Raw genomic sequence first — 20381 nt, 5'->3', positions numbered from 1 at the left:
TCATCGCGCCGTCGCTTCGGTGTACCGCGGGCGTATCGAGAACCGCATACGCCGCCGCAACACGTCTCGTCTTGAGTGGCGCCGTGAATCACAGTGCGTCACCGTCGGCGCCGGTCCCCCGCATGCGCGGGGGCGTGCGGCCGCCGACCCTGTGGACGCCGCCCGGTGCGGTGTGGGCGTCGCCATGGTCCGCGCGGACGCCGAGCACGATCAGGGCCGTGATGTAGGCGGACGGTTACGGCCATGGCGTCGACGCGGTGGCCGAGGCCGCCGGTGCCGGGTGGCTCGGGACGACGAGCGTCGCGGAGGTGGCCGCGCTGCGCGCCGCGGGGTTGCGGGTACCGATCCTGCTGCTCAGCCGCGTCGACCGTCCCCGGTAGGCCGCCCCGCCGGGGACCGGACGTATCGCGGGCGTATCGGAAAACGCATACGCCGCCGCGACGGCCGCCCGGCTTCAGTGGAGGCACGGACCGCCGAGGTCCGCGCCGTGGGCGCCGTGCCCCCGGAAGGCGATCACGAAAAGGGAGCACACCGTGACCGATGGCGGAGAATGGGACCGGCGTTCGCTGCTCCGGGGCGCCGCCGTGGTGGCCGGTGCCGCGGCGACCGCACCCCTGCTGGGCGGGACGGCCGCCGCGCGAACCGGCACCGGTGACGCGGACGCGCTGTTCAGGGCCGGGAAGTTCGAGCAGGCCGCCCGCGCCTACGAGGAGATCCTCAGAGCGGACCCGACGAACGTGCACGCGGCACGGCAGCGCGGCCACGTGGGGCTGCTCGGCAACGAGTTCGCCGCCGCCGAGAAGTATCTGACGAGGGCTCTCGAACTGGCGCCGGGCGACAAGCAGACGAACCAGCTCCTGGGCGACTGCCACACGCGGCAGGACAAGTTCTCCCTCGCCGTGCCGCGCTGGCGGGCGGCCGGCGAGGACGTCTACGCCCGGTGGTTCGCGGCGGTCCGCGGCGAGCCGTACCAGGTCCACGGCGACATCGGCCGGGTGCCGTGGCGGCAGCTCGACCCGCCGATGGTGGAGGCGTCGGTCAACGGCGGACCGCCGAAGAGCTTCATGTTCTACACCCGCGTCCCCTGGCTGGGCCTTTCCGCCGAAGCGGCCGAGGAAGCGGGGCTGAGCGCCGTCACCAGCCAGAAGATCGAGTACGCGGGCCGCACGATATGGCAGTACTTCGGGGTGCTCGACTCCTTCGCGCTTGGCGGCATCGAACTGCGCAACGTCCCCGTGCAGTGGTCGGACGGCGGTGGCGCGCACGCCCAGCCCAACGACGGCATCGTCGGCACGTGGGTCCTGTACCACTTCCTGACCACCATCGACTACGCGGGCAGGTCGCTGATCCTGCGCCGCCCGACGCCCGAGGCGCGCGCCGACGCCGCCCGGACGGGCGCGAAGCCCCTGCCGTTGTGGCTGGCCCGTGAGCACCTGCTGCACAGCCGCGGCAGCGTCGCCGGCTCCGGGCCACGGGTGGTGGCGCTGGACATCGGCGGCGTCGGCGAACAGGTCGCGGGCATGTCCGCGGAAACGGCCAGGCGGCTGCGGATCCGAATCGACCACGACCGCCCGCTGGAGGCTTTCGCCGGCGGGCAGCCGGTCGTGAGCCACCCCTGCTATCCGCGGACGGTCCGGCTCGGCGACGCCGTCGCCGAGCACGCCTACTGCTACGCGGACTCGGGCGGCGGGACCGGCGGCTTCCGGGCCGCCGAGGCGGGCAAGGGCTCGCCCGGCGACTACGGGTTCGACGTGCTGGCCCACTTCTCGCACAGCTTCTACAAGCCGTACAACATCACCCTCGACTTCACCGGCATGAACGTCTACATCGCGCGCGGCGAGGCCGCCTGACCGCCGCGACCGCGGACCGGGACGGGCGGCGGCGAGGTCTTCTCGCCACCGCCCGTTACTCCGGTCGTCCGCCGCCAGGGCCGGGGCGGCTCACCGTGGTGGGATCCCCGGACGGTCGTTCAGCCGATGGGCTCCAGGGTCGGCGGGGCGTCGTCGCTGAACTGGGTGCGGTAGAGGTCGGCGTAGCGGCCGCCCGCGGCGAGCAGCTCGTCGTGGGTGCCGCGCTCGACGATCTCGCCGGCCTCGACCACGAGGATCAGGTCGGCGGCGCGGACGGTCGACAGCCGGTGCGCGATCACCACGGCGGTGCGGCCGTCGAGGGCCTCGGCGAGGGCTTCCTGCACGGCGGCCTCGGACGTCGAGTCCAGGTGGGCGGTCGCCTCGTCGAGGATCACGACCCGCTGCCGGGCCAGCAGCAGCCGGGCGATGGTGAGCCGCTGCCGTTCGCCGCCCGACAGCCGGTAGCCGCGCTCTCCGACGATCGTGTCGAGGCCGTCCGGCAGGCTCTCGATCAGCGTGTCGAGCCGGGCGCGGCGCAGGACCTCCCACAGTTCGCCGTCGGTGGCCTCGGGGCGGGCGAGCAGCAGGTTCTCCCGGATCGACTCGTGGAACAGGTGCCCGTCCTGGGTGACCATGCCGAGCGTCCCGCGGATCGCGGCGAACGACAGGTCGCGGACGTCGACGCCGCCGAGCCGGACGGCGCCCGAGTCGACGTCGTACAGGCGCGGCAGGAGCTGCGCGATGGTGGACTTCCCGGCGCCGGACGAGCCGACGAGCGCGACCATCTGCCCCGGTTCGGCCGTGAACGAGATGCCGTGCAGGACCTCCTGGCCGCCACGGGTGTCGAGGGTCGCGACCTCCTCCAGCGACGCGAGGGACACCTTGTCGGGCGACGGGTAGGCGAAGCGGACGTCGTCGAACTCGATCGACACGGGCCCCTCGGGGACGTCCCGCGCGTCGGGCTTCTCGGCGACGAGCGGCTTCAGGTCCAGCACCTCGAAGACCCGCTCGAAGCTGACCAGCGCGCTCATCACCTCGACGCGGGCGCTGGCCAGGGCGGTCAGCGGCGCGTACAGGCGGGTCAGCAGCAGTGCGAGCGCGACGACGGCGCCGGCGTCCAGGTTGTCGCGCAGCGACAGGTAGCCGCCCAGCCCGTAGACGAGCGCGAGCGCCAACGCGGACACCATCGTCAGCGCGGTGATGAACACGTGCTGCACCATCGCGGTGCGGACGCCGATGTCGCGGACGCGGCGGGCCCGTGCGGCGAACTCGGCGGACTCCCGCGCGGGCCGTCCGAACAGCTTGATCAGGGTCGCGCCGGGCGCGGAGAACCGCTCGGTCATCTGGGTGCTCATCGCCGAGTCGTGCGCGACGGCCTCGCGCTCCAGGCGGGCGAGGCGGCTGCCCATGCGGCGGGCGGGCAGCACGAACAGCGGCAGCAGCACCAGCGCGAGCAGGGTGATCTGCCAGGAGATGCCGACCATCACGCCGAACGTCAGCGCGACCATCACCAGGTTGCTGACGACGCCCGACAGGGTGTCGCTGAACGCGCGCTGCGCGCCGATCACGTCGTTGTTGAGGCGGCTGACCAGCGCGCCCGTGCGGGTGCGGGTGAAGAACGCGACCGGCATCCGCTGGACGTGGTCGAACACGGCGGTGCGCAGGTCGAGGATGAGGCCCTCGCCGATGCGGGCCGACAGCCACCGGTTGGCGAGCCCGAGCCCGCCCTCGGCGACCGCCAGCGCGGCGATCATCCCGGCGAGCCACAGCACGGTGGACGTGTCCGCACGGTCGTTGATCGCGTCCACGACCCGCCCGGCGAGCACGGGCGTCGCGACGGCGAGGACCGCGAGGACCACGCTGAGCAGCAGGAACACGGTGATGGTGCGGCGGTGGGGGCGGGCGAACGCGCCGATGCGGCGCAGCGTCGCCCTATTGAAGGGCCTGCGGTCCTGGGCGTTGGCCGCGTGGTGCAGCGACATCCACGCGGTGACTTCCATGTCCATGCGTTATCCCCGTCATCTGAGATGCTCCGTTGGGAACATCATCAGACCTCAAGAAAACTTGAGGTCAAGCTCGGCCGCCGTGCCCAGTGTCGCGCGGGGGTCCGACAATTCGCGGAGGGACGGTTCATGGACGTCGCGAGGCTGCGGGCCGACACACCGGGATGCGCGGAGGTGACGCACCTCAACAACGCCGGGGCCGCGCTGCCGCCGCGTCCGGTGCTCGAGGCGGTGACCGGCCACCTCGCGCTGGAGGCGGCGATCGGCGGTTACGAGGCCGCGGAACGCGAGGCGTCGGCGATCGAGCGCTTCTACGGCGCGGTCGCGGGCCTCGTCGGCGCCCGCCCGGACGAGATCGCGTACGTGGAGAACGCCACCCGCGCCTGGGACATGGCGTTCTACGCGATCCCGTTCGCCCCGGGCGACCGCATCCTGACGACGTCCGGCGAATACTCCAGCAACGCGATCGCCTACCGGCAGGTCGCCGCCGCGAAGGGCGCGCGGGTCGAGGTCGTCCCGGACGGCCCGGACGGCACGATCTCCCTGGAGGCCCTCGACGCCGAACTGGCGAAGGGCGGCGTCCGGCTGGTGTCGCTCAACCACGTCCCCACCCACAACGGGCTGGTGAACCCGGCCGCCGAAGTCGGACGCCGCTGCGCCGAGCACGGCGTCCTCTACCTGCTGGACGCCTGCCAGTCGGTGGGGCAGCTCGCCGTGGACGTCCGCGAGATCGGCTGCGACATGATGTCGGCGACCGGCCGCAAGTTCCTGCGCGGCCCCCGCGGCACCGGGTTCCTGTACGTCCGGCGGGAGATCGTCGCCGCCCTCGAACCGCCGTTCCTGGACCTGCGGGCGGCCGAGTGGCGCGCCCCCGACTACGAGCCCCGCCCGGACGCCCGCCGCTTCGAGACCTGGGAACGGTTCACCGCCGGGCAGCTCGGCCTCGCCGCCGCCGCCGACTACGCGTCCGCGCTCGGCATGGACGAGATCGAGAAGCGGGTCACGTCCCTCGCCGCGACCCTCCGCGGCGAGCTGAGCGCCCGTCCCGGCACGTCCGTCCTGGACCGGGGAACGCACCGGTCGGGGATCGTGACCTTCACCGTGGACGGGCACGAACCCGAAGCGATCAAGCAGGCGGCCCGGGAACGGGGGATCAACGTGAACGTCACCAGCCCCGCCGCCCACGGCTACGCCCCGGACGCCGTCCCCGAGGCCGTCCGGGCGTCCGTCCACTACTACAACACCGAGGAGGAGATCGACCGCCTGCTGGCGGCCCTCCCCTGAACACGGACGCGCCCGGCGGGGGCCTTCCGCCTCCCGCCGGGCGCGCGCCTGGCGACCTCAGGTGTTCGGACGCGCCGCGCTGATGTCGGCGAGCGCCGAAGCGGAGTCCTTCTCCACGGCCAGGTCGCCGATGGACACGATGCCCACCGGCCGGCCGTCCTCCACGACGGGCAGCCGCCGGACCGCCCGCTCGCGCATGATCTGCGCGGCCCTGTCCACCGAGTCGTCCGGGCCGATCGTCGCGGTGGCGCTGCTCGCCAGCCCGCCGATCTTGATCTCCTTCGGGTCGCCGCCGGCGGCGAGCCCCCGTACCACCAGGTCGCGGTCGGTGACGAGGCCCTTCATGTCGTCGCCCTCCGCGACCAGCACGGCGCCGATGTCCTCGTCGCGCATCGCACGGGCCACGGTGACGATGTCGAGCTCCGGCGACACCGACGTCGGCGAACCGGTCATGATGTCGCGAATCTTCCTGGCCATCCCTTTACTCCTCGAACCTCGCGGGTACCCGGGACGATTCGGCCCCTACCCGTGAGAACCGGGCTCACTCATCCCGTCCTGAGCTGGGCGAACAGCTCCTCCGCGCGCTTCCCGTCCACGACCAGCCGATTGGGGTCGGCGGGCGCCCGCACCACCGGCACGGTCTCCAGCCGGACGTCGTCCGCCCCGACCCCGCCCATGCCGTCCGCGAGCTCCAGCAGCCCCCTCGCGTCCAATCCCGGCTCCGTCTCGGCCGCCCCCGCGACCGCCGCCGCGAACCTCGCGAACGTCACCGGGTCCCTCCGCAGCTCCGCGACCCGCGCCGCCAGCGCCGCCAGGAACTTCTGCTGCCGCTCGATCCGCGCCAGATCCGCGCCGTCCCCGAACCCGTACCGGGCCCGCACGTAGGCGAGGGCCTGCCGCCCGTCCAGCCGCTGCCTGCCCGCCGGCAGCGACAGCCCCGCCCTCGGGTCGTCGATCGCCTGCGGGACCGTCACCTCGACACCGCCGAGCGCATCGACGATCCCCCGGAACCCCTCGAACCCGACCGTCACCGAACGGTCGATCCCGACGCCCGTCAGCGCCTCGACCGTCCGCACGGTGCACGCGGCGCCCCCCGCGGAGAACGCCGAGTTGATCAGCGCCCGGCGGCCGCCCCCGCACTCCGGGACGTCCACCAGCAGGTCGCGGGGGAAGCTCACCACGCGGACCGCCCCCCGGCCCTTCGGGACGTGCGCCATCATCAGCGTGTCCGACCGCGCCTCGTCGCCGCCCCGCCCGTCGGATCCGATCAGCAGCACGTTGAACCCGTCCGCCGTCCCCCGCTCCGCCACGGCCGCCTTCCCTCCGTCGCGCAGCAGCACCGGCACCAGCACCGCCGCCGCCGTCACCGCCGCCACCACGCCGAGCAGCGCCCACCGGCCCGGACGCCTCCGCCGCCCGCCGGCCCGCAGCAGCCGCTCCCGTTGCCGCACCAGCGCCGCCGGCGGCTCGTGCTCCAGTTCCCGGCCGAGGCCGCGGATCAGCTCCATGTCGTCCACGGTCACTCCTCCTCGTGCATCGGGTTGGTGTCGCCGAGCGCCGCGCGCACCTTGCGCCGCGCCCGGTGCAGCCGCGACCGGACCGTTCCGACCGGCACGCCCAAGGCGTCCCCGACCTGCTCGTACGTGAAGTCGGCCCACGCCACCAGCAGCAGCACGTCCCGGTCCTTGCGCGGCAGCGCCGCCAGCGCCGCGGCCAGCGCCGGACGCACCGCCGACGCCGTCACCCCCTCCGCGACCCGCTCCGCGGGCCCCTCCGCGGGCCCGTCCACCGGGCTGCGCCGCAGCGCCCGGTATCGTGCCGCCTCCGCCCGGTGGTGCCGCGCGACCAGCTTCGTCGCGATCCCGAACAGCCACGGCCGCGCGTCCGGCCGGGCCAGGTCGTAGCGGTGCCGGGCGCCGAACGCGGCCAGGAACGTGTCCCCCACCACGTCCTCCGCCGCCTGCGGCCCGAGCCGCCGGGACACGTACCGGTAGAGCATCGCGGAGTAGCGATCGAAAAGCGCCGCGAACGATTCCGGCTCGGTGAGCGAAGACTCTATGAGCTCACTGTCGATCATCGGAGCCGCTGGAGGTGCGGTCATCGTGGCAACCATGGCATGTGCGCCGGCCTTCCCGTGCGGGGGCTCTGTCGGGCACGTCTCTCCGCGTCGCCGCAAAGGAGTTCACGGTTCTCGATCACTAATTTGTAACGCGTCCGAACCATCCCGCTCGTCCGGGCATCCTCATCACTGCACGGGGGCATCGGCGATCGGCCGCTCCACCCGCACGCCGGAACACAACTCGAAGAGGAGCGGCTCGTGACCGAGACCCCGGACGCGCCGGAGACCGCCGAACCGGCCGACCGCGCGCCCGCCCGCACGCCCACGGCGGAGTTCCGCGTCCCGGACGTCACGGAGACCCGCGACGACATCGCCGTCCGCCGCCCCGAGGCCGCGACCACCCGGGCCGAGCGCCTCCCCGCACCGCCCGAGGACGGCGACACCAAGGCACCCGACGACCCGGCCGCCGGGGACGACGGGGACGACGGGGCGAGCGCCGCCGACGAGCCGTCCGAGGACGACGACCGTCCGGACGCGTCCGAAGCGCGGGACGACGCGCCACCGGCCGACGACACCCCCGCCGCCGAGACGTCCGACCACGGCGAGACCGACGCCCGCACCAGCGACGGCCGGGCGGCCCCGCATGCGCCGAGCGAGCCCGAGCCGGGCACGCCCGTCCCCGGCGGGGGGACGCCACCGGCATCCGACGCGCCCGCTTCACAGCGCGAGGACACACGGGAGGTACCGGACGACCACGGCGATGAGGCGAACGCGCAGCGCCAGGCCGCGCCGGGCAACCCCGCGCGGCCCGCCTCCGCCCCGTCCGAGGACGACGCGGCCACCGAACATCAAGGAACGCGCCAAACGCAGAGCAAGCCCAGGGAAAGCACCCCCGACACGTCCGAACCCCACGGCGAGACGCCGCCGGGCGACGACCGTCCCGGTGGGACCGCGGCAGACGCGCGACACCAGGCACCCTCGCGCCGAACGGACGAACCGGGGCCGCAGAACGCCGGTCCGGGACGTGCCGAGCCGACGCCGCACGAATCCGGGGAAAGCACCCCCGACGCGTCCGGGTCCCACGGCGAGACGCCGCCGGGGGACGACCGTCCGGGCGGCGATGCGGCGGACGGACGGCAGCAGCAGCGGCCGCGCCGGCCGAGCGCGCCGAGGGGCCCCGCGAACATGCCCGCGCCGCAGGCACCGAGCGATCCCGAACGGCGTGGCCCCCGCGGCGACGCGGCGGGCGCGTGGCAGCAGGCGCCGCGCCGACCGGACGAGGCAGAGGCCGACCAGCGCGCAACCGGCACAGGCGGCCGGACGACAAACGACCCCGGGCACGGCGGCCCCGACACCGCCACACCCCCCGCCCCGAAGCCCCCCGCGCACGACCGCCCCGGCGGCGACAGGGCCGGCACGTGGCGGCAGGCGCCGCCGCGCCGACCGGACGAGGGCGAGCGGCACGCGTCCAGAACAGGCGGCCGGACGGCATCGGACGCCCCCGGCAATGCGACCGCCGCACAACACCAGGCACCACCGCAGGCGCCGAGCGACCCGCAGCACAGCGGCCCCGACACCGCCACACCCCGCACCCCGAAGCCCCCCGCGCACGACCGTCCCGGCGGCGACAGGGCCGGCACGTGGCGGCAGGCGCCGCCGCGCCGACCGGACGAGGGCGAGCGGCACGCGCCGGGTGAGTCCGGGGAGCGTGCCGCCGACGCGGCCGCGCCGCACGGCGAGGCGTCGGCGCGTGGGCGTCCCGGCGAGGGTGCGGTGGGCGTGCGGGAGCCGGGGGTGCCGGAGGCCGGGCGGACGTTCGTGGACGTGCCCGCGCCGGTGGCGTCGCCCCCGTACCGGGGGGACGTGCACGACGGGGAGGGCGGTCTCGTCCGGTTCGTCGGGTTCGAGCCGGTCGGGGACGCGACGCGGCAGGACGTGCCGCGGATCGCGGAGGCGCCGGAGGGCCCGGAGGACGAGCGGGCGGGGCGGCGCGTGTGGCCGTGGGCGCTGGTCGCGGTGCTCGTGGTGGTGATGGCGGTCGTGACGGCGCAGCTGGTGCGGCCGGTGCCGGCGCCGGAGCTGCGGCTGACGATCGCGGCGGAGCACACGTTCCCGGGGGCGGCGCCGCAGTTGCCGTGGCCGGGGTCGGGGCAGTCGGCGGTGTTCGTCGAGGGGCTCGGCATGATGGGGACGTCCGGCGACGCCGTGCCCGCGCCGACGGCGAGCGTCGCGAAGGTGATGACCGCGTACGTGTACCTGCGGGATCATCCGCTGCGGCCGGGCGAGCCGGGGCCGACGCTGGCGGTGTCGCCGGAGGGGGTCGCGGAGATGCCGATGCGCCGGCAGCGGGGCGAGTCGCTGCTGGGGATCACGCAGGGGCAGCGGCTGACGCAGCGGAAGGCCCTCGAGGCACTGATGATCATCTCCGCGAACGATGTGGCGCACGAGCTGGCGAAGTGGGACTCGGGCAGCGTGCAGGCGTTCGTGGCGAAGATGAACGCGGCGGCCCGTGAGCTGGGGATGACGAACACGACGTACACCGACCCCAGCGGCTACGACGCGGGGACGGTGAGCACCGCGGCGGACCAGGTGAAGCTGCTGCGGGCCGCGATGGACGTGCCGGCGTTCGCGGAGATCGTCAACCAGCGGACGTACGTGCCCGCGAACGGCGGGCCCGTTCGGCAGGGCGGGAACTTCCTGCTCGGCCAGTTCGGGGTCGTCGGGGGCAAGACGGGGTTCACGGACGCGGCGGGCGGGAACTTCGTGTTCGCGGCGCGCAAGGACGTGGCGGGGGTCCCGACGCTGATCGTCGGTGCGGTGATGGGGCAGCGGACGGCGAGCGCGGCGGGTGCGGTGTCGGCGGCGGGCGGGCTGGTGCAGGCGGCCGAGGGGGCGTTGACGGCGGCGACGCTCGCTCAGGCGGGGGCCCGGGTCGCGGTGGTCGACGACGGGCTCGGCGGGACGACGCCGGTGCGGGCGGCGGCCGCGGTGACGGTCGTCGGGTGGCCGGGGCTGACCGTGGACGTCGCCGCGCAGGGCGATCCGCCCGCGGAGGCCGCGGCGGGCGAGGAGACGGGCACGCTGACGGCGGGCGCCGCGGAGGTGCCGTTGCGGTTCGGGGACGCCTATGACGGCCCGTCCCTGGTCGATCGGCTGACGAGGCTGGAGTAGCCGGGGCCGTCAGGCGCGGTGGACGGAGAAGCGGGTGAAGAGGGCGGCGAAGGCGGCCCCGTCGGTCTCGACCGTGATTCCGGACAGGCCGGCCGGGAGGGGGTCGGGGTCCACGATGTCGAGGGTCTTGACGCCGTCCACCCAGAACACGAGGCGGACGCCGCGTTCGACCGTCTTGCACAGCGCCTTGAGCTCGTGGCGGGCGCGGTCCTTCGGCCGGACGCGCGCGGAGCCGAGCGACGACGTCTCCGCCTTGCCGTATCGGCTGATCTCCGTCCTGCCGTCGGGCGACAGCATGAAGCCGTAGCCGACGGTGGAGGCCGCGGCGTCGTCGTTGCGGCACGTGACGCCGGCCTGGGAGGCGGCCGGGGCGGCCCCCTGGAAACCGACCCGTGCCGTGATCAGCATGTCCGCGAGGGGCGCGTGCGACGCCTCTATCGTCGACCCGGATCCGGCGGGGTGCCGTACTCGTATCCGGCGGGGACGTAGCGGATCTCCTCGTCCTCCGTCCATGCGCGGCTGCTCGCGGGGAGCGTGGCCTCGTGGACGAAGTCGGTCTCGTGGACGAGGTTCCGGGCCGGGGGCGGGCTGTCGTAAGCGTCGGGCGGGGAGGTGGAGGCGGCCGTGCCCACCCCCGGCGATGAGGACGCGTTGCCCTCTTCGGAGCCCGCCGCCTGCAGGGCGATCACGCCGGCGAGCGCCATCGCGAGGGCCGCCGTGACCGCGACGGCGGCGCCGGCCGCGAGCACGCCCGGGTGCCGCCAGAGGCGCGGCGGCTCCCGCCGCCCCCGGCCGACGGTGGGCGGAGCGGGCGGCGGTCCGGAGGGCGGCCCCGGAGGGCGGACCGGACGGCGGAGCGAACGACGGGACGGCCGCCGGGGCGGGGCGGACGTCGCCGTCCGGGCTGACGAGCAGGTCGATCAGCTCGCGCGCGGTGGGCCGCAGCGCGGGGTCCTTGGCGAGGCAGCGGGCGATGACGGGACGCAGCGCCGGGGGCACGCCGTCGAGCCGCGGCTCCCCGTTGGCGATGCGGTTCATCAGCGCGGCGAAGGTGGGGCCGGATCCGAAGGGCGGCGTCCCGGTGGCCGCGTAGACGACGGTGCCGGCCCAGGCGAAGACGTCGGACCGCTCGGTCGGCGGCCGGCCGTCGATCCATTCGGGCGCGAAGTAGGCCGGGGTGCCGACCATCTGGGTGTTGGTCTCGGCGTCGATGGCGCGCGCGATGCCGAAGTCGACGACGCGGGGGCCGTCCGGGCCGAGGAGGACGTTCGCCGGTTTCAGGTCGCGGTGGACGATCCCGGCGGAGTGGATCGCGGCGAGCGCGCTGGCGGTGTTGACGGCGAGCCGGACGAGCGCGCCGCCGTGCAGCGGGCCGTCCTCCTGCACCCGTTGCGCCAGCGAGGGGCCGTCGATGTACTCGCTGACGACGTAGGGCCGGTCGCCGCGCGTCGACGAGTCGAGCACCGCCGCGGTGCAGAAGGGGGCGACGCGGCGGGCGGACTCCATCTCGCGGAGGAATCGCGTGCGGGCCGCCGGGTCGGACGTCTTGAGGACCTTGACCGCGACGCGCTGCCCCGTCTCGTCCTCGCCGAGGTAGACCACTCCCTGGCCGCCCTCGCCGAGGCGTCCGGCCAGACGGTAGGGCCCGATCGAGGCCGGGTCGTCGGCGCGGAGCGGAGATGCGGCCATGGACATCCTTCCAAGCCCCGCGCGCAAGGCGGATCACGACGAAACTGCTTCCCCGCCCGCATGATGCCACAGCGGTATCGCCCGGTTGGCCCGCTTCCGAACGGCGACCATCCCGGTTCAGGCCGGTTCGTTCTGGTTCAGGCCGATTCGCCCGACCCGCCCGCCGGTCATGCGTACAGCGCCGACAGGTACCTGACCAGCAGGGCCTCCCGGGTGCCGGGCGGCAGGGCGTCGAGGACGGTGTTCACGACGGCCATGCCGCCGGACGGCCCGGCGCCGGCGGACGCGAGCAGTTCGGCGAACTCCGCGTCGGTGAGGGCGTCGAGGTCCAGGCCCGCGATGGCGTCCACGAGCCCGTCCGGGACGGGCGGAGGCCCCGCGGCGCGGGCGGCCTTCGCGGCGGCGGCGAGCGCGTCGAGGAGCGCGCCGGGGTCCGACACCCCGGTGATCGTGAAGTGCAGGTTGGCGGGGATGCCGCGGTAGGAGAGCTGGGGCTGGAAGAACCAGCCGCGGGCGCGGGCCTCGTCGGCGAGGACGAACACGTCGAGTCCGGGGTCGGCGGAGGCGACGGCGACGAGCGGCACGATCGGCGAGCCGAGGACGCGCAGGCCGTCGGGGAGCCCGGCGGCGATGCGCTCGGCCGCGTCCATCGCGCGGACGGCGAGGTCGCGGTAGCCTGCGGCGCCGACGGCGTGGAGGGTGGCCCAGGCGGCGCCGAGGGGGCCCGCGCTCTTGCTCGACTGGACGCCGGAGTTGATGACCGTGTAGCCGGGCCATTCGGCGGACGCGAAGTAGGCGCGGCGGCGCAGGGCCGGGTCGGCGAACAGGACGACGGACGCGCCCTTGGGCGCGTAGCCGTACTTGTGCAGGTCGCACGACAGCGAGGTGACGCCCGGGACGGAGAGGTCGAACGGCGGCACGGGCCGTCCGGCGTCGCGCAGCCACGGCAGGACCCAGCCGCCCACGCAGGCGTCCACGTGGCAGAGGACGCCCGCGGCGGACGCGATCGCGGCGATCTCGGGGATCGGGTCCATGACGCCCTGCGGGTAGGACGGCGCGGACGCGACGACGAGGACGGTGCGCGGGGTGACGGCCGCGGCGATCGCCGAGGGGTCGGCGCGGAACCCGTCGTCCACGGGGACGGGCACGGCTTCGAGGCCGAGGTAGTGCGCCGCCTTGTGGAAGGCGGGGTGCGCGGTGACGGGCAGGACGATCTGCGGTCTCCCCTCGACCGGACGGGCGTCGCGCGCGGCCTTCACCGCGAGCATGATCGACTCGGTGCCGCCGCTGGTGAACACGCCGGTGCCGCCGCCGAGCCGGTCGGCGACGGCGCCGACGACCTCGCGTTCGAGGGCGACGATGCTGGGGAACGCGGTGGGGTCGAGGCAGTTGACCTCGAGCATCTCCCGGTAGGCGGCGGCGGCGAGGTCGTGCACGGCGTCGCGCCCGGTGTCGTAGACGTACGCGGTGACCTTGCCGCCGCGGACGGGCAGGTCGGCGGCGCGGAGGGCGGCGAGCCGGTCGAGCAGTTCGGGGGCGGGGCGGCCGTCCTCAGGGAGCGTCATGCGGGTTCCTTGCGGTGTGGGCGGCGGCGAGCCGCCGGTAGGCGAGCAGCGGCGGGACGCTGAGCAGCAGCAGGGCGGCGGGGACGAGCGTGAACCCGGCGGCGAGGCCGGTGAGCGCGGAGTCCGGCTGGACGACCGGGGTGTCGAAGTCGGACGAGCGGAACGAGCAGGCCGCGAGGATCAGCGCGAACACGCCGGGTCCGAGGGCGAGCGCGCCGGTCTCGGCGGCCGTCCACAGGCCGGTGAACGCGCCGGACTGGGCGTGCCCGGTGCGTCCGGCGTCGGCGTGGACGGTCTCGGGCAGCAGCGCGAGCGGCAGGAACTGGGTGGCCGCGTAGCAGACGCCGACGGCGGCGCCGACCGCGAGCACGGCGGCCGCCGAGGCGACCAGCGGGAACAGGACGGCGACGAGGACGGCGAACGCGACGAGCGCGGCGACGTAGCAGGCGACGGCCCCGTACCGGCGGGCGAGGAGCCGCCACATCGGTACCGCGACCGCGCTCGGCGCGACCATGCAGACGAACATCGCGGACGTGAGCGCGTAGTCGTCGAGCCGGTAGGTCGCGACGTAGGGGGCGCCCGCGAGCATGATCGCGACAGCGAGGGTGTGCAGGACGTACGCGGTGAGCAGCGCGAAGAACGGGCGGTTGCCGCGGGCGGTGCGGAGCGCGGCGCGCAGGCCGAGCGCGTGCGGGCCGGGGCTGGACGGGATCCAGCGGGTGGCGAGGGTGCTGCCGAGCAGGGCGGCGGCCATGACGGCGCCGACGGTGAGCCCCATCAGCGCGTGCCCGGCGCGGCCGCCGCCGGCGGCGTCGGTGATGGCGGGGGCGAGGCCGCCCGCGACGAGGATGCCGACGGTGAGGCAGACGACGCGCCAGGCCATCGCCCGGCCGCGTTCGGCGGGGTCGGCCGAGATCTCGGCGGGCAGCGCCACGTAGGGGACCTGGAAGCAGGCGAAGGCGCTCGCGGCGAGGAGGAACGCGAGGCCCGCCCAGGCGGCGGCGAATCCGGGCGAGTCGACGGGGACGGCGAACATCGCGGCGAACAGGACGGGCAGCGTGCAGGCGCCGGCCGTCAGCAGCCGGGTGCGGCGTCCCGTCCGGACGGCCTCACGGTCGCTGGCGGCGCCCACGACCGGGTTCAGCAGGACGTCCCAGGCTTTCGGCAGGACGAGGACGGCGCCGGCGACGGCCGCGCCGACGCCGAGCACGTCGGTCAGGTAGTAGAGCAGGAGCAGCCCGGGGACGGCCGAGAACACGCCCGTCCCGACCGAGCCGACGCCGTAGCCGAACAGGCGCGCGCGTGTCAGCGGGACGGCGGTCGCCGTCGCCGCCGGGGCGGTCACCGCGCGTCCCCGGGCAGCCCCAGGGCGGACGCGACGAGCCGGTGCAGGTGGGCGCGGAACCGCGCGAGCTCGGCGGCGTCGTCCATGCCGCGGCGGCGGCCGTCCGTGTCGAGGACGCCGCCGCGCGCGAACCCGTGCGTCGCCCAGATGACCGTCCAGACGGCGTACTCGACGTCCACGCCGTCGTCGACGACGTCGCGGACGGCGTCCACGACGAGGTCCATGAGCGGCCGGACGTAGAGGCTCTCGAGGTGGGCGACGTCGGCGGCGTCCGACAGCCACCGGTGCATCCACAGCGCCGGGATCGCCGGGTTCGCCGCGCAGAAGTCGACGTACCGGTCGACGAGCCCGAGCAGCGCGGCCCCGCCGGCGCCTCCGGGCGGGGCGTCCCGGCGGAGGTCGGCGACGGCCGTTTCGAGGGCGGCGCGTTCGGCCTGGTGGGCGCGTTCCATGACGGCCAGGTACAGGTCCCGCTTGCCGCCGACGTGGTAGGCGACCGTGGCGATGTTGAGCCCGGCCGCCTCGGCGATGAGCCGGGTGGAGGTGCCGTCGTAGCCGAGGGCCGCGAACAGCCGGGTGGCGACGTCGAGGATGCGCTCCCGGCCGGAGTCGCTGGTCATGCGCCGACGGTAGCCCCCCGGCCCGCCTTGGTCAATCGCTTGATGGAGAGGGTGCGGTGAGCCAGACGGTCAGCGCCATCTCCATCTCCAGCCGCGCCTCCGGCTCGTACAGGCGCTCGCCGAACAGCTCCTCGAGCTGGTGCAGCCGGTACCGGACGGTCTGCGGGTGGACGTGCAGGCGGGTGGCGACCTCGGTCGCGTTGAACCCGTTCTGCAGGCACGACAGCAGCGTGCGCATCAGCCGCTCGCGGTGCCGGGGCCGGACGGACCGCAGCGGCGCGAGCCGCAGGTCCGCGACCGCGCGGACCAGTTCCTCGTCCTTGAACACCACCAGCGCCGGCATGTGGTCGGCGCAGCGGATCAGCCGGTCGGACGGCAGGATGCCGCGGCGCGCGAGCGGCAGCGCCTCCCGCGCCCAGCGCAGCGACTTCGCGGCGTCCTCGGTGCGGACGGTCGGGCCCATCGCGGCCACCCAGTTGCGCAGCGCCGTCTCCAGCATCCTGCCGCGCCCCGGCCCCTCCGGGTCGGGCACCAGCAGGCACGGTTCGCGGCGGTTCACGTCGGACAGGACGTCCGGCGGCAGCGACGGGTGCGAGAACGGCTGCCGGCCCCGCTCGTACAGGACGACCGCCGCGACCGTGCGCGGCACCCGCCACTGCGCCAGCCGCGCCAGGTCGGCGACCGCCTGGGACGACGCGGGCGGCTCGGCGAGCAGCATGTCGAGCAGCCGGCGGCGGCGGTGCTCCAGCTCGCCCGCCTCCTGCTCGCGGGCCTTGGTGTAGCCCTCGGTGGCCGCGCGGGCGATCTCGTCCAGGAACGCGAAGATCGCCTCGGCGAGCGACGCGAGGGTGTGCCGCGACATGTTGTACTGCTCGGACTCCGCCGCCAGCCGCCGCCACGCGACGCGCGCGCCGAGCCGCATCGACGTCTGCAGGATGTCGAGGCTGCGGCCCTCCCGGGCCTCCGCCCAGCCGATCTCCCGGTAGACGGCCGCGACCTGCTCCCACGAGCTGTTCGGGTCCATGATCAGGTCGACGAACTGGCGCAGCGCGCCCTCCACCGCGAGCCGGACGAGCCGCGCGTACTCCTCGTCCTGCGGGCGGGAGTACTCGGGGATCCCGGCGAGGATCTCCTCGATCATCTCTTCGGCCAGCGCGTCCAGGTGCGGCCGGAAGATCTCCGAAAGCTCGCTGGGCACGCCCGCCCAGGGTTTGAGCGGCGAGCGCTCCTCCAGGGTCGTGGTCACGGTTCCACCTCCCGCCCCCACGGTGTCTAGGGGACGCTCCGGAAGCTACCGATCACACGCGGCGCGGGCTTTACCGTCGGCGACGCAATGCGTCGCGAGGGTTGTCACCCCGATGACAATCGGCCCGGCCGCAGGGCCCCGTTCGGGCGCCCCGATCGGCCCGCGCGCGCTATTCGCCGCCCGTCCCGTCCGCCGCCGCGGGCGGTTGCCCCGCGAGCGCCCCCGCGAGCACGAGCCGTCCCGACGTGCGGACGATCGCCGCGACCTCGTCCGCCGGGCGGTGCAGCGACGCGACGCTGACGAGCGCGGCGAGCAGCACGTGCCCGAGCACGACCTCGACGTCCTCGCGCTGCGGCACCGGGTCGCCGATCGCCGCCGACAGCCGGTCCCGCAGGAACAGGAACACCACGTTGCGGGAGTCGTCGACGCTCGAGTCGTCCGCCGTCACCGCCTGGATGATCGCCGAGGTGAGGGTGACGTTGGCGGCCGCGACGTGCACGATCCGCTCCAGCAGCGCGGTGAGCCGCTCCACCGGCGTGTCCCCGACCGCGAGCGCGTCGATGTCGTCGGTGACCCGGTGCGCCCAGGTCGCGGCGACCTCGGTGAGCAGGTGGTCCTTCGTGGCGAAGTAGCGGTAGACGGTGGCGCGCGCGACGCCCGCGCGGTCCGCGACGTCGTGCATGGTGACGGCCGCGTACCCGCCCTCCACCGCCAGGTTCCACGCCGCGTCGATCAGCCGCTCCCGCCGCGCCTGCTGGTCCTTGGTCAGCGTCCGCGTGACGGTGAACCGCACATCCGCGCTCACAACGCCTCCTCGCCGAGATCGCCCCCATTGTTCCGCAGATCACCCCCTGCCGCGATCACCGGCCTCCGTCCGCGGCGCGAACCGGGGCCCGGGATCGCCCCCACCGGCGGGACCTCGCGATCCGGCGTGCCGGGGACGGCCGCGGCCGGACGGCGCCCCGCGCGCCGCCCGGCCGTCCGGCGTCAGTTCCCGCAGCGGAAGATGCCCCACCTCAGGCGGCCGTGCTCGCCGCCGTCGATCCAGTTCCGCAGGCCGGTCTTCATGTGCTCGAGGTAGTCCGCGCTGATCTTCCGCGAGATCTCCGCCTCGCGCGCCTCGGTCTCCCGCAGCACCCGCCCGTAGTGCGTGACGAGGTGCCGGGTGAGGTCCTCGAACTCGACCGACAGGCCGAGCCGGGCCAGCTCCCGCCGGTAGAAGCCGGGCGAGCCCATCGTGTCGAGATGCAGCCGGTCGAGGATGGGACGCAGCGCGTCGCGCGCGCAGCCGTCGGCCGCCATCGGGTCGGTGAAGACGAACTCGCCGCCCGGCTTGAGGACCCGGACGATCTCCTCCAGCGCCCGGATGCGGTCGCCGCCGTGCAGCAGCGCGTCCTGCGACCACACGACGTGGAAGGCGTTGTCGTTGAACGGCAGTTCCTCGAACGAGCCGTCGACCACGTCGATCAGTTCGTCGAGTCCCTGCTCCTTGTTCGCCGCGCGGTTGCGCGCGTTCTCGACCTCGCTGAGGTTGAGGCACGTGACCTTGCAGCCGTGGGTGCGGGCGAGGTACCGGGCCGAGCCGCCGAACCCGGCGCCGACGTCCAGGACGTGGACGTCCGGGGTCAGGTTCAGGCCCGCCGCCATCCGCTCGACCGTCCGGCCGCTCGCCGCGTCGATCGTGTCGCCGTCCTCGTAGACGCCGACGTGGATGTGCTGCCCGCCCCACACCGAGTGGTAGAACGCGTCGGCGTCGTCGGAGTTGTAGTAGTCCCGCGCGGTGCTGACCGCGGGCGAGTAGGAGCCGCTCACATCATCTTCCCGGTACGTTTTCTCCGCCACGTGAATGAAGAAGTCGGGGTCGGCCTCGTGGTAGGTCTTCTGGAAGTCCCCGAACGTGTCGACCCGCTGGAAGCCGACCTCGCGCATGAGCCGCCGCATGTAGTTCTTCCGCAGCGGGAACATGTTGAGGGCGTACTCGCTCCCGTCCGGGAAGCGGTACCGGAACCGCGCGAGGCCCTCGTCGACGTACTCGGGCTCGGCGGTGACCTCCTCGCCGCAGTAGTAGTACGAGTGCGTGCTGCTGAACCCGTCGTCCAGGATCGAGTCGTAGTTGCGCTGGTCGATGATCAGCACGCCGTCGTGCTTGAGCATGGCGTAGAACTCCGCCAGCGCCTTGCGCCTGTCACGTTCCGAGAACAGGTGCGTGAACGAGTTCCCCAGGCAGATGACGGCGTCGAACTCGCCGTGCACGTCCCGGTTCAGGTAGCGCCAGTCGGCCTGCACCACCTTGAGGACGTACTGGCCGTAGGCGAAGCCGTTCTCGAACGCCTTCCGCAGCATCTCCTGGCTGCCGTCGGCGCTGACCGTGTCGAAGCCCTCCTGCACGAGCCGCACCGAGTGGAACCCGGTGCCCGTGGCGACGTCCAGCACCCGCTTGACGCCCCGTGCCTTCAACTGGTCGATGAAGAAGGTGCCCTCGCTCTCGTAGCGCCTTCTCCAGTCGATGAGTTCGTCCCACTTCTCCACGAAGCCGTGGACGTACTCCTTCTCGTAGTGGTTGGTGTCGCGGACCTCGGTCGGATTGTCGCCGAAATCTTGACGCTGAATCGGTCTGCCTCCCTGTGCGCGGCCCCGATACGACTGTGAGCGACTAGCTGGACACGTACCGTCGTCACGTTCGGCATGCCGACCACCACATTCAGTGACAGCCAGCCACGAACGTGACATTCAGGGCGAACGTTAGCCCTGCGCACAGGTTTCTATAAGGGGGTCCCGAGGTACTTTTCACTAACACGGCGTGTGATCAGCGCAACATCGGCCGATCACCGCGCGGACGCCGGCCGCCCCGCGGCCGGCGTCCGCGCACCCTCCGGGCGTCCTCGGGCGGCCGGCGCTCACCGCGCGGTGAGCCGCACCACCGGGTACTCCCGGTCGCTCTTGGCCTGGTACTTCGCGATGCGCGGCTGCGCGGCGGCGATGACCCGCCACGCCGCCTCGCGTTCGGCGCCCTCCAGCCGCTCCGGCGTCACCGGGACGGCGCCCCGGCCGGCCACTTCGATCGTCGCCCGGTCCGGGTTCGCCATCAGGTTGGCGAACCAGTCCGGGTGCCGGTTCCCGCCGCCCGACGCGACGACGAGCCGCGCGTCCCCGTCGGGGAACCACGCCACCGGCGTCTCCCGGGGCTCCCCGCTGCGCCGCCCCACGGTGTTCAGGATCAGCACGTCCATCCCCATGGTCCGGCCGCGCCCGCGCCGGATCTTGCGGGTCACGCGGGCGTTCGCCTTGTGCTGCATCCACCGCGACACCGCCCCCGGACCGTCGCTCCTGCCTCCCGCCATCGTCCCGCTCCCGCCGCTCGGCTTCTCCTCCATGCCCAGAACGGTAGGCACGGGCCGGTCATGGGCACTTCTCGATTCCTGACCGATCCGACCACGAGACCCCGGACGGCGCGTCCAGCGCGGGGGCCGCAGCCCGCCCGCGCGCCCCCACGGTGCGGCGCGGACCCGCCCGGACGGCGCGCGCATGCCCCCCGTGTCGCAGGGCAGG

General features: G+C 74.3%; 15 protein-coding genes and 1 pseudogene. 4 read left to right on the top strand and 12 right to left on the bottom strand.

Features of this window, described 5'->3' with window-relative positions:
• Nucleotides 1–239 precede the first annotated feature (239 nt).
• Together ACFQ11_RS17610 and ACFQ11_RS17605 are read left to right on the top strand one after the other, a co-directional pair.
• Nucleotides 240–380, top strand: a pseudogene (locus tag ACFQ11_RS17610) (alanine racemase); the annotation flags it as partial.
• Nucleotides 381–533: 153 nt separating this feature from the next.
• Nucleotides 534–1850: a tetratricopeptide repeat protein gene (locus ACFQ11_RS17605; protein WP_378299802.1), complete on the top strand. Its 1317-nt coding sequence runs from the start codon at nt 534–536 to the stop codon at nt 1848–1850.
• A gap of 119 nt (nt 1851–1969) precedes the next feature.
• On the opposite strand, the gene ACFQ11_RS17600 is transcribed toward ACFQ11_RS17605, so the two are convergent.
• Entirely contained in the window at nt 1970–3856 is a 1887-nt protein-coding gene (locus ACFQ11_RS17600) for an ABC transporter ATP-binding protein (protein ID WP_378299800.1), read from the bottom strand.
• Between the two features lie 126 nt (nt 3857–3982).
• Here ACFQ11_RS17600 and ACFQ11_RS17595 point away from each other — a divergent pair, with 126 nt between their 5' ends.
• A complete protein-coding gene (locus ACFQ11_RS17595; RefSeq protein WP_378299797.1) occupies nt 3983–5137 on the top strand; it encodes an aminotransferase class V-fold PLP-dependent enzyme in 1155 nt (384 codons plus the stop codon).
• Nucleotides 5138–5194: 57 nt separating this feature from the next.
• Here the strand turns inward: ACFQ11_RS17595 and ACFQ11_RS17590 are convergent, their stop codons facing one another.
• From ACFQ11_RS17590 to ACFQ11_RS17580, 3 genes are all read right to left on the bottom strand, one after another.
• Nucleotides 5195–5614 carry a CBS domain-containing protein gene (locus tag ACFQ11_RS17590; protein ID WP_378299795.1) on the bottom strand — a complete coding sequence of 140 codons (420 nt, stop codon included), beginning with the start codon at nt 5612–5614 and terminating at the stop codon, nt 5195–5197.
• 68 nt (nt 5615–5682) lie between these two features.
• A complete protein-coding gene (locus tag ACFQ11_RS17585; RefSeq protein WP_378299822.1) occupies nt 5683–6645 on the bottom strand; it encodes an LCP family protein in 963 nt (320 codons plus the stop codon).
• Between the two features lie 11 nt (nt 6646–6656).
• Nucleotides 6657–7214, bottom strand: a complete 558-nt coding sequence (locus tag ACFQ11_RS17580; RefSeq protein WP_378299793.1) for an RNA polymerase sigma factor — start codon at nt 7212–7214, stop codon at nt 6657–6659.
• A gap of 240 nt (nt 7215–7454) precedes the next feature.
• Between ACFQ11_RS17580 and ACFQ11_RS17575 the strand changes: the two genes are divergently transcribed.
• A complete protein-coding gene (locus tag ACFQ11_RS17575) occupies nt 7455–10367 on the top strand; it encodes a D-alanyl-D-alanine carboxypeptidase family protein (RefSeq protein WP_378299791.1) in 2913 nt (970 codons plus the stop codon).
• A gap of 9 nt (nt 10368–10376) precedes the next feature.
• On the opposite strand, the gene ACFQ11_RS17570 is transcribed toward ACFQ11_RS17575, so the two are convergent.
• The 8 genes from ACFQ11_RS17570 to ACFQ11_RS17535 all read right to left on the bottom strand — a co-directional run bounded on the left by ACFQ11_RS17570 (nt 10377) and on the right by ACFQ11_RS17535 (nt 20206).
• A complete protein-coding gene (locus ACFQ11_RS17570; protein WP_378299789.1) occupies nt 10377–12056 on the bottom strand; it encodes a serine/threonine-protein kinase in 1680 nt (559 codons plus the stop codon).
• A 167-nt stretch (nt 12057–12223) separates the two neighbouring features.
• A complete protein-coding gene (locus tag ACFQ11_RS17565; protein WP_378299787.1) occupies nt 12224–13621 on the bottom strand; it encodes a pyridoxal phosphate-dependent decarboxylase family protein in 1398 nt (465 codons plus the stop codon).
• A complete protein-coding gene (locus ACFQ11_RS17560; RefSeq protein ID WP_378299785.1) occupies nt 13608–14966 on the bottom strand; it encodes an MFS transporter in 1359 nt (452 codons plus the stop codon). Before ACFQ11_RS17560 ends, ACFQ11_RS17565 begins: the two co-directional genes overlap by 14 nt.
• Complete coding sequence (locus ACFQ11_RS17555) at nt 14963–15586, bottom strand: TetR/AcrR family transcriptional regulator (RefSeq protein ID WP_378299783.1); 624 nt, start codon at nt 15584–15586, stop codon at nt 14963–14965. Before ACFQ11_RS17555 ends, ACFQ11_RS17560 begins: the two co-directional genes overlap by 4 nt.
• Before the next feature lie 31 nt (nt 15587–15617).
• On the bottom strand, nt 15618–16832 hold the full coding sequence (locus ACFQ11_RS17550; RefSeq protein WP_378299781.1) for a PucR family transcriptional regulator: 1215 nt from the start codon (nt 16830–16832) through the stop codon (nt 15618–15620).
• 169 nt (nt 16833–17001) lie between these two features.
• The gene (locus tag ACFQ11_RS17545; protein WP_378299779.1) at nt 17002–17637 is read right to left on the bottom strand and encodes a TetR/AcrR family transcriptional regulator; all 636 of its coding nucleotides are present in this window, start codon (nt 17635–17637) and stop codon (nt 17002–17004) included.
• Nucleotides 17638–17819: 182 nt separating this feature from the next.
• Nucleotides 17820–19442: a glycine/sarcosine N-methyltransferase gene (locus ACFQ11_RS17540; protein WP_449193568.1), complete on the bottom strand. Its 1623-nt coding sequence runs from the start codon at nt 19440–19442 to the stop codon at nt 17820–17822.
• Nucleotides 19443–19729: 287 nt separating this feature from the next.
• Complete coding sequence (locus ACFQ11_RS17535) at nt 19730–20206, bottom strand: nitroreductase family deazaflavin-dependent oxidoreductase (protein WP_378299775.1); 477 nt, start codon at nt 20204–20206, stop codon at nt 19730–19732.
• Between the last annotated feature and the right edge of the window lie 175 nt (nt 20207–20381).

The organism is Actinomadura sediminis (assembly GCF_042675525.1).
In the GTDB taxonomy this organism is placed as follows: Bacteria; Actinomycetota; Actinomycetes; order Streptosporangiales; family Streptosporangiaceae; genus Spirillospora; species Spirillospora sediminis.
The sequence above is the reverse complement of the archived record's forward strand: the minus strand, read 5'-3'. Positions and strand labels throughout refer to the sequence as shown.

Bases quoted from the DNA above. Each gene is read 5' to 3' on its own strand.
- ACFQ11_RS17600 (WP_378299800.1), bottom strand. From the start codon at position 3,856: ATGGACATGGAAGTCACCGCGTGGATGTCGCTGCACCACGCGGCCAAC.
- ACFQ11_RS17595 (WP_378299797.1), top strand. From the start codon at position 3,983: ATGGACGTCGCGAGGCTGCGGGCCGACACACCGGGATGCGCGGAGGTG.
- ACFQ11_RS17590 (WP_378299795.1), bottom strand. From the start codon at position 5,614: ATGGCCAGGAAGATTCGCGACATCATGACCGGTTCGCCGACGTCGGTG.
- ACFQ11_RS17585 (WP_378299822.1), bottom strand. From the start codon at position 6,645: ATGGAGCTGATCCGCGGCCTCGGCCGGGAACTGGAGCACGAGCCGCCG.
- ACFQ11_RS17580 (WP_378299793.1), bottom strand. From the start codon at position 7,214: ATGATCGACAGTGAGCTCATAGAGTCTTCGCTCACCGAGCCGGAATCG.
- ACFQ11_RS17570 (WP_378299789.1), bottom strand. From the start codon at position 12,056: ATGGCCGCATCTCCGCTCCGCGCCGACGACCCGGCCTCGATCGGGCCC.
- ACFQ11_RS17565 (WP_378299787.1), bottom strand. From the start codon at position 13,621: ATGACGCTCCCTGAGGACGGCCGCCCCGCCCCCGAACTGCTCGACCGG.
- ACFQ11_RS17555 (WP_378299783.1), bottom strand. From the start codon at position 15,586: ATGACCAGCGACTCCGGCCGGGAGCGCATCCTCGACGTCGCCACCCGG.
- ACFQ11_RS17535 (WP_378299775.1), bottom strand. From the start codon at position 20,206: ATGGAGGAGAAGCCGAGCGGCGGGAGCGGGACGATGGCGGGAGGCAGG.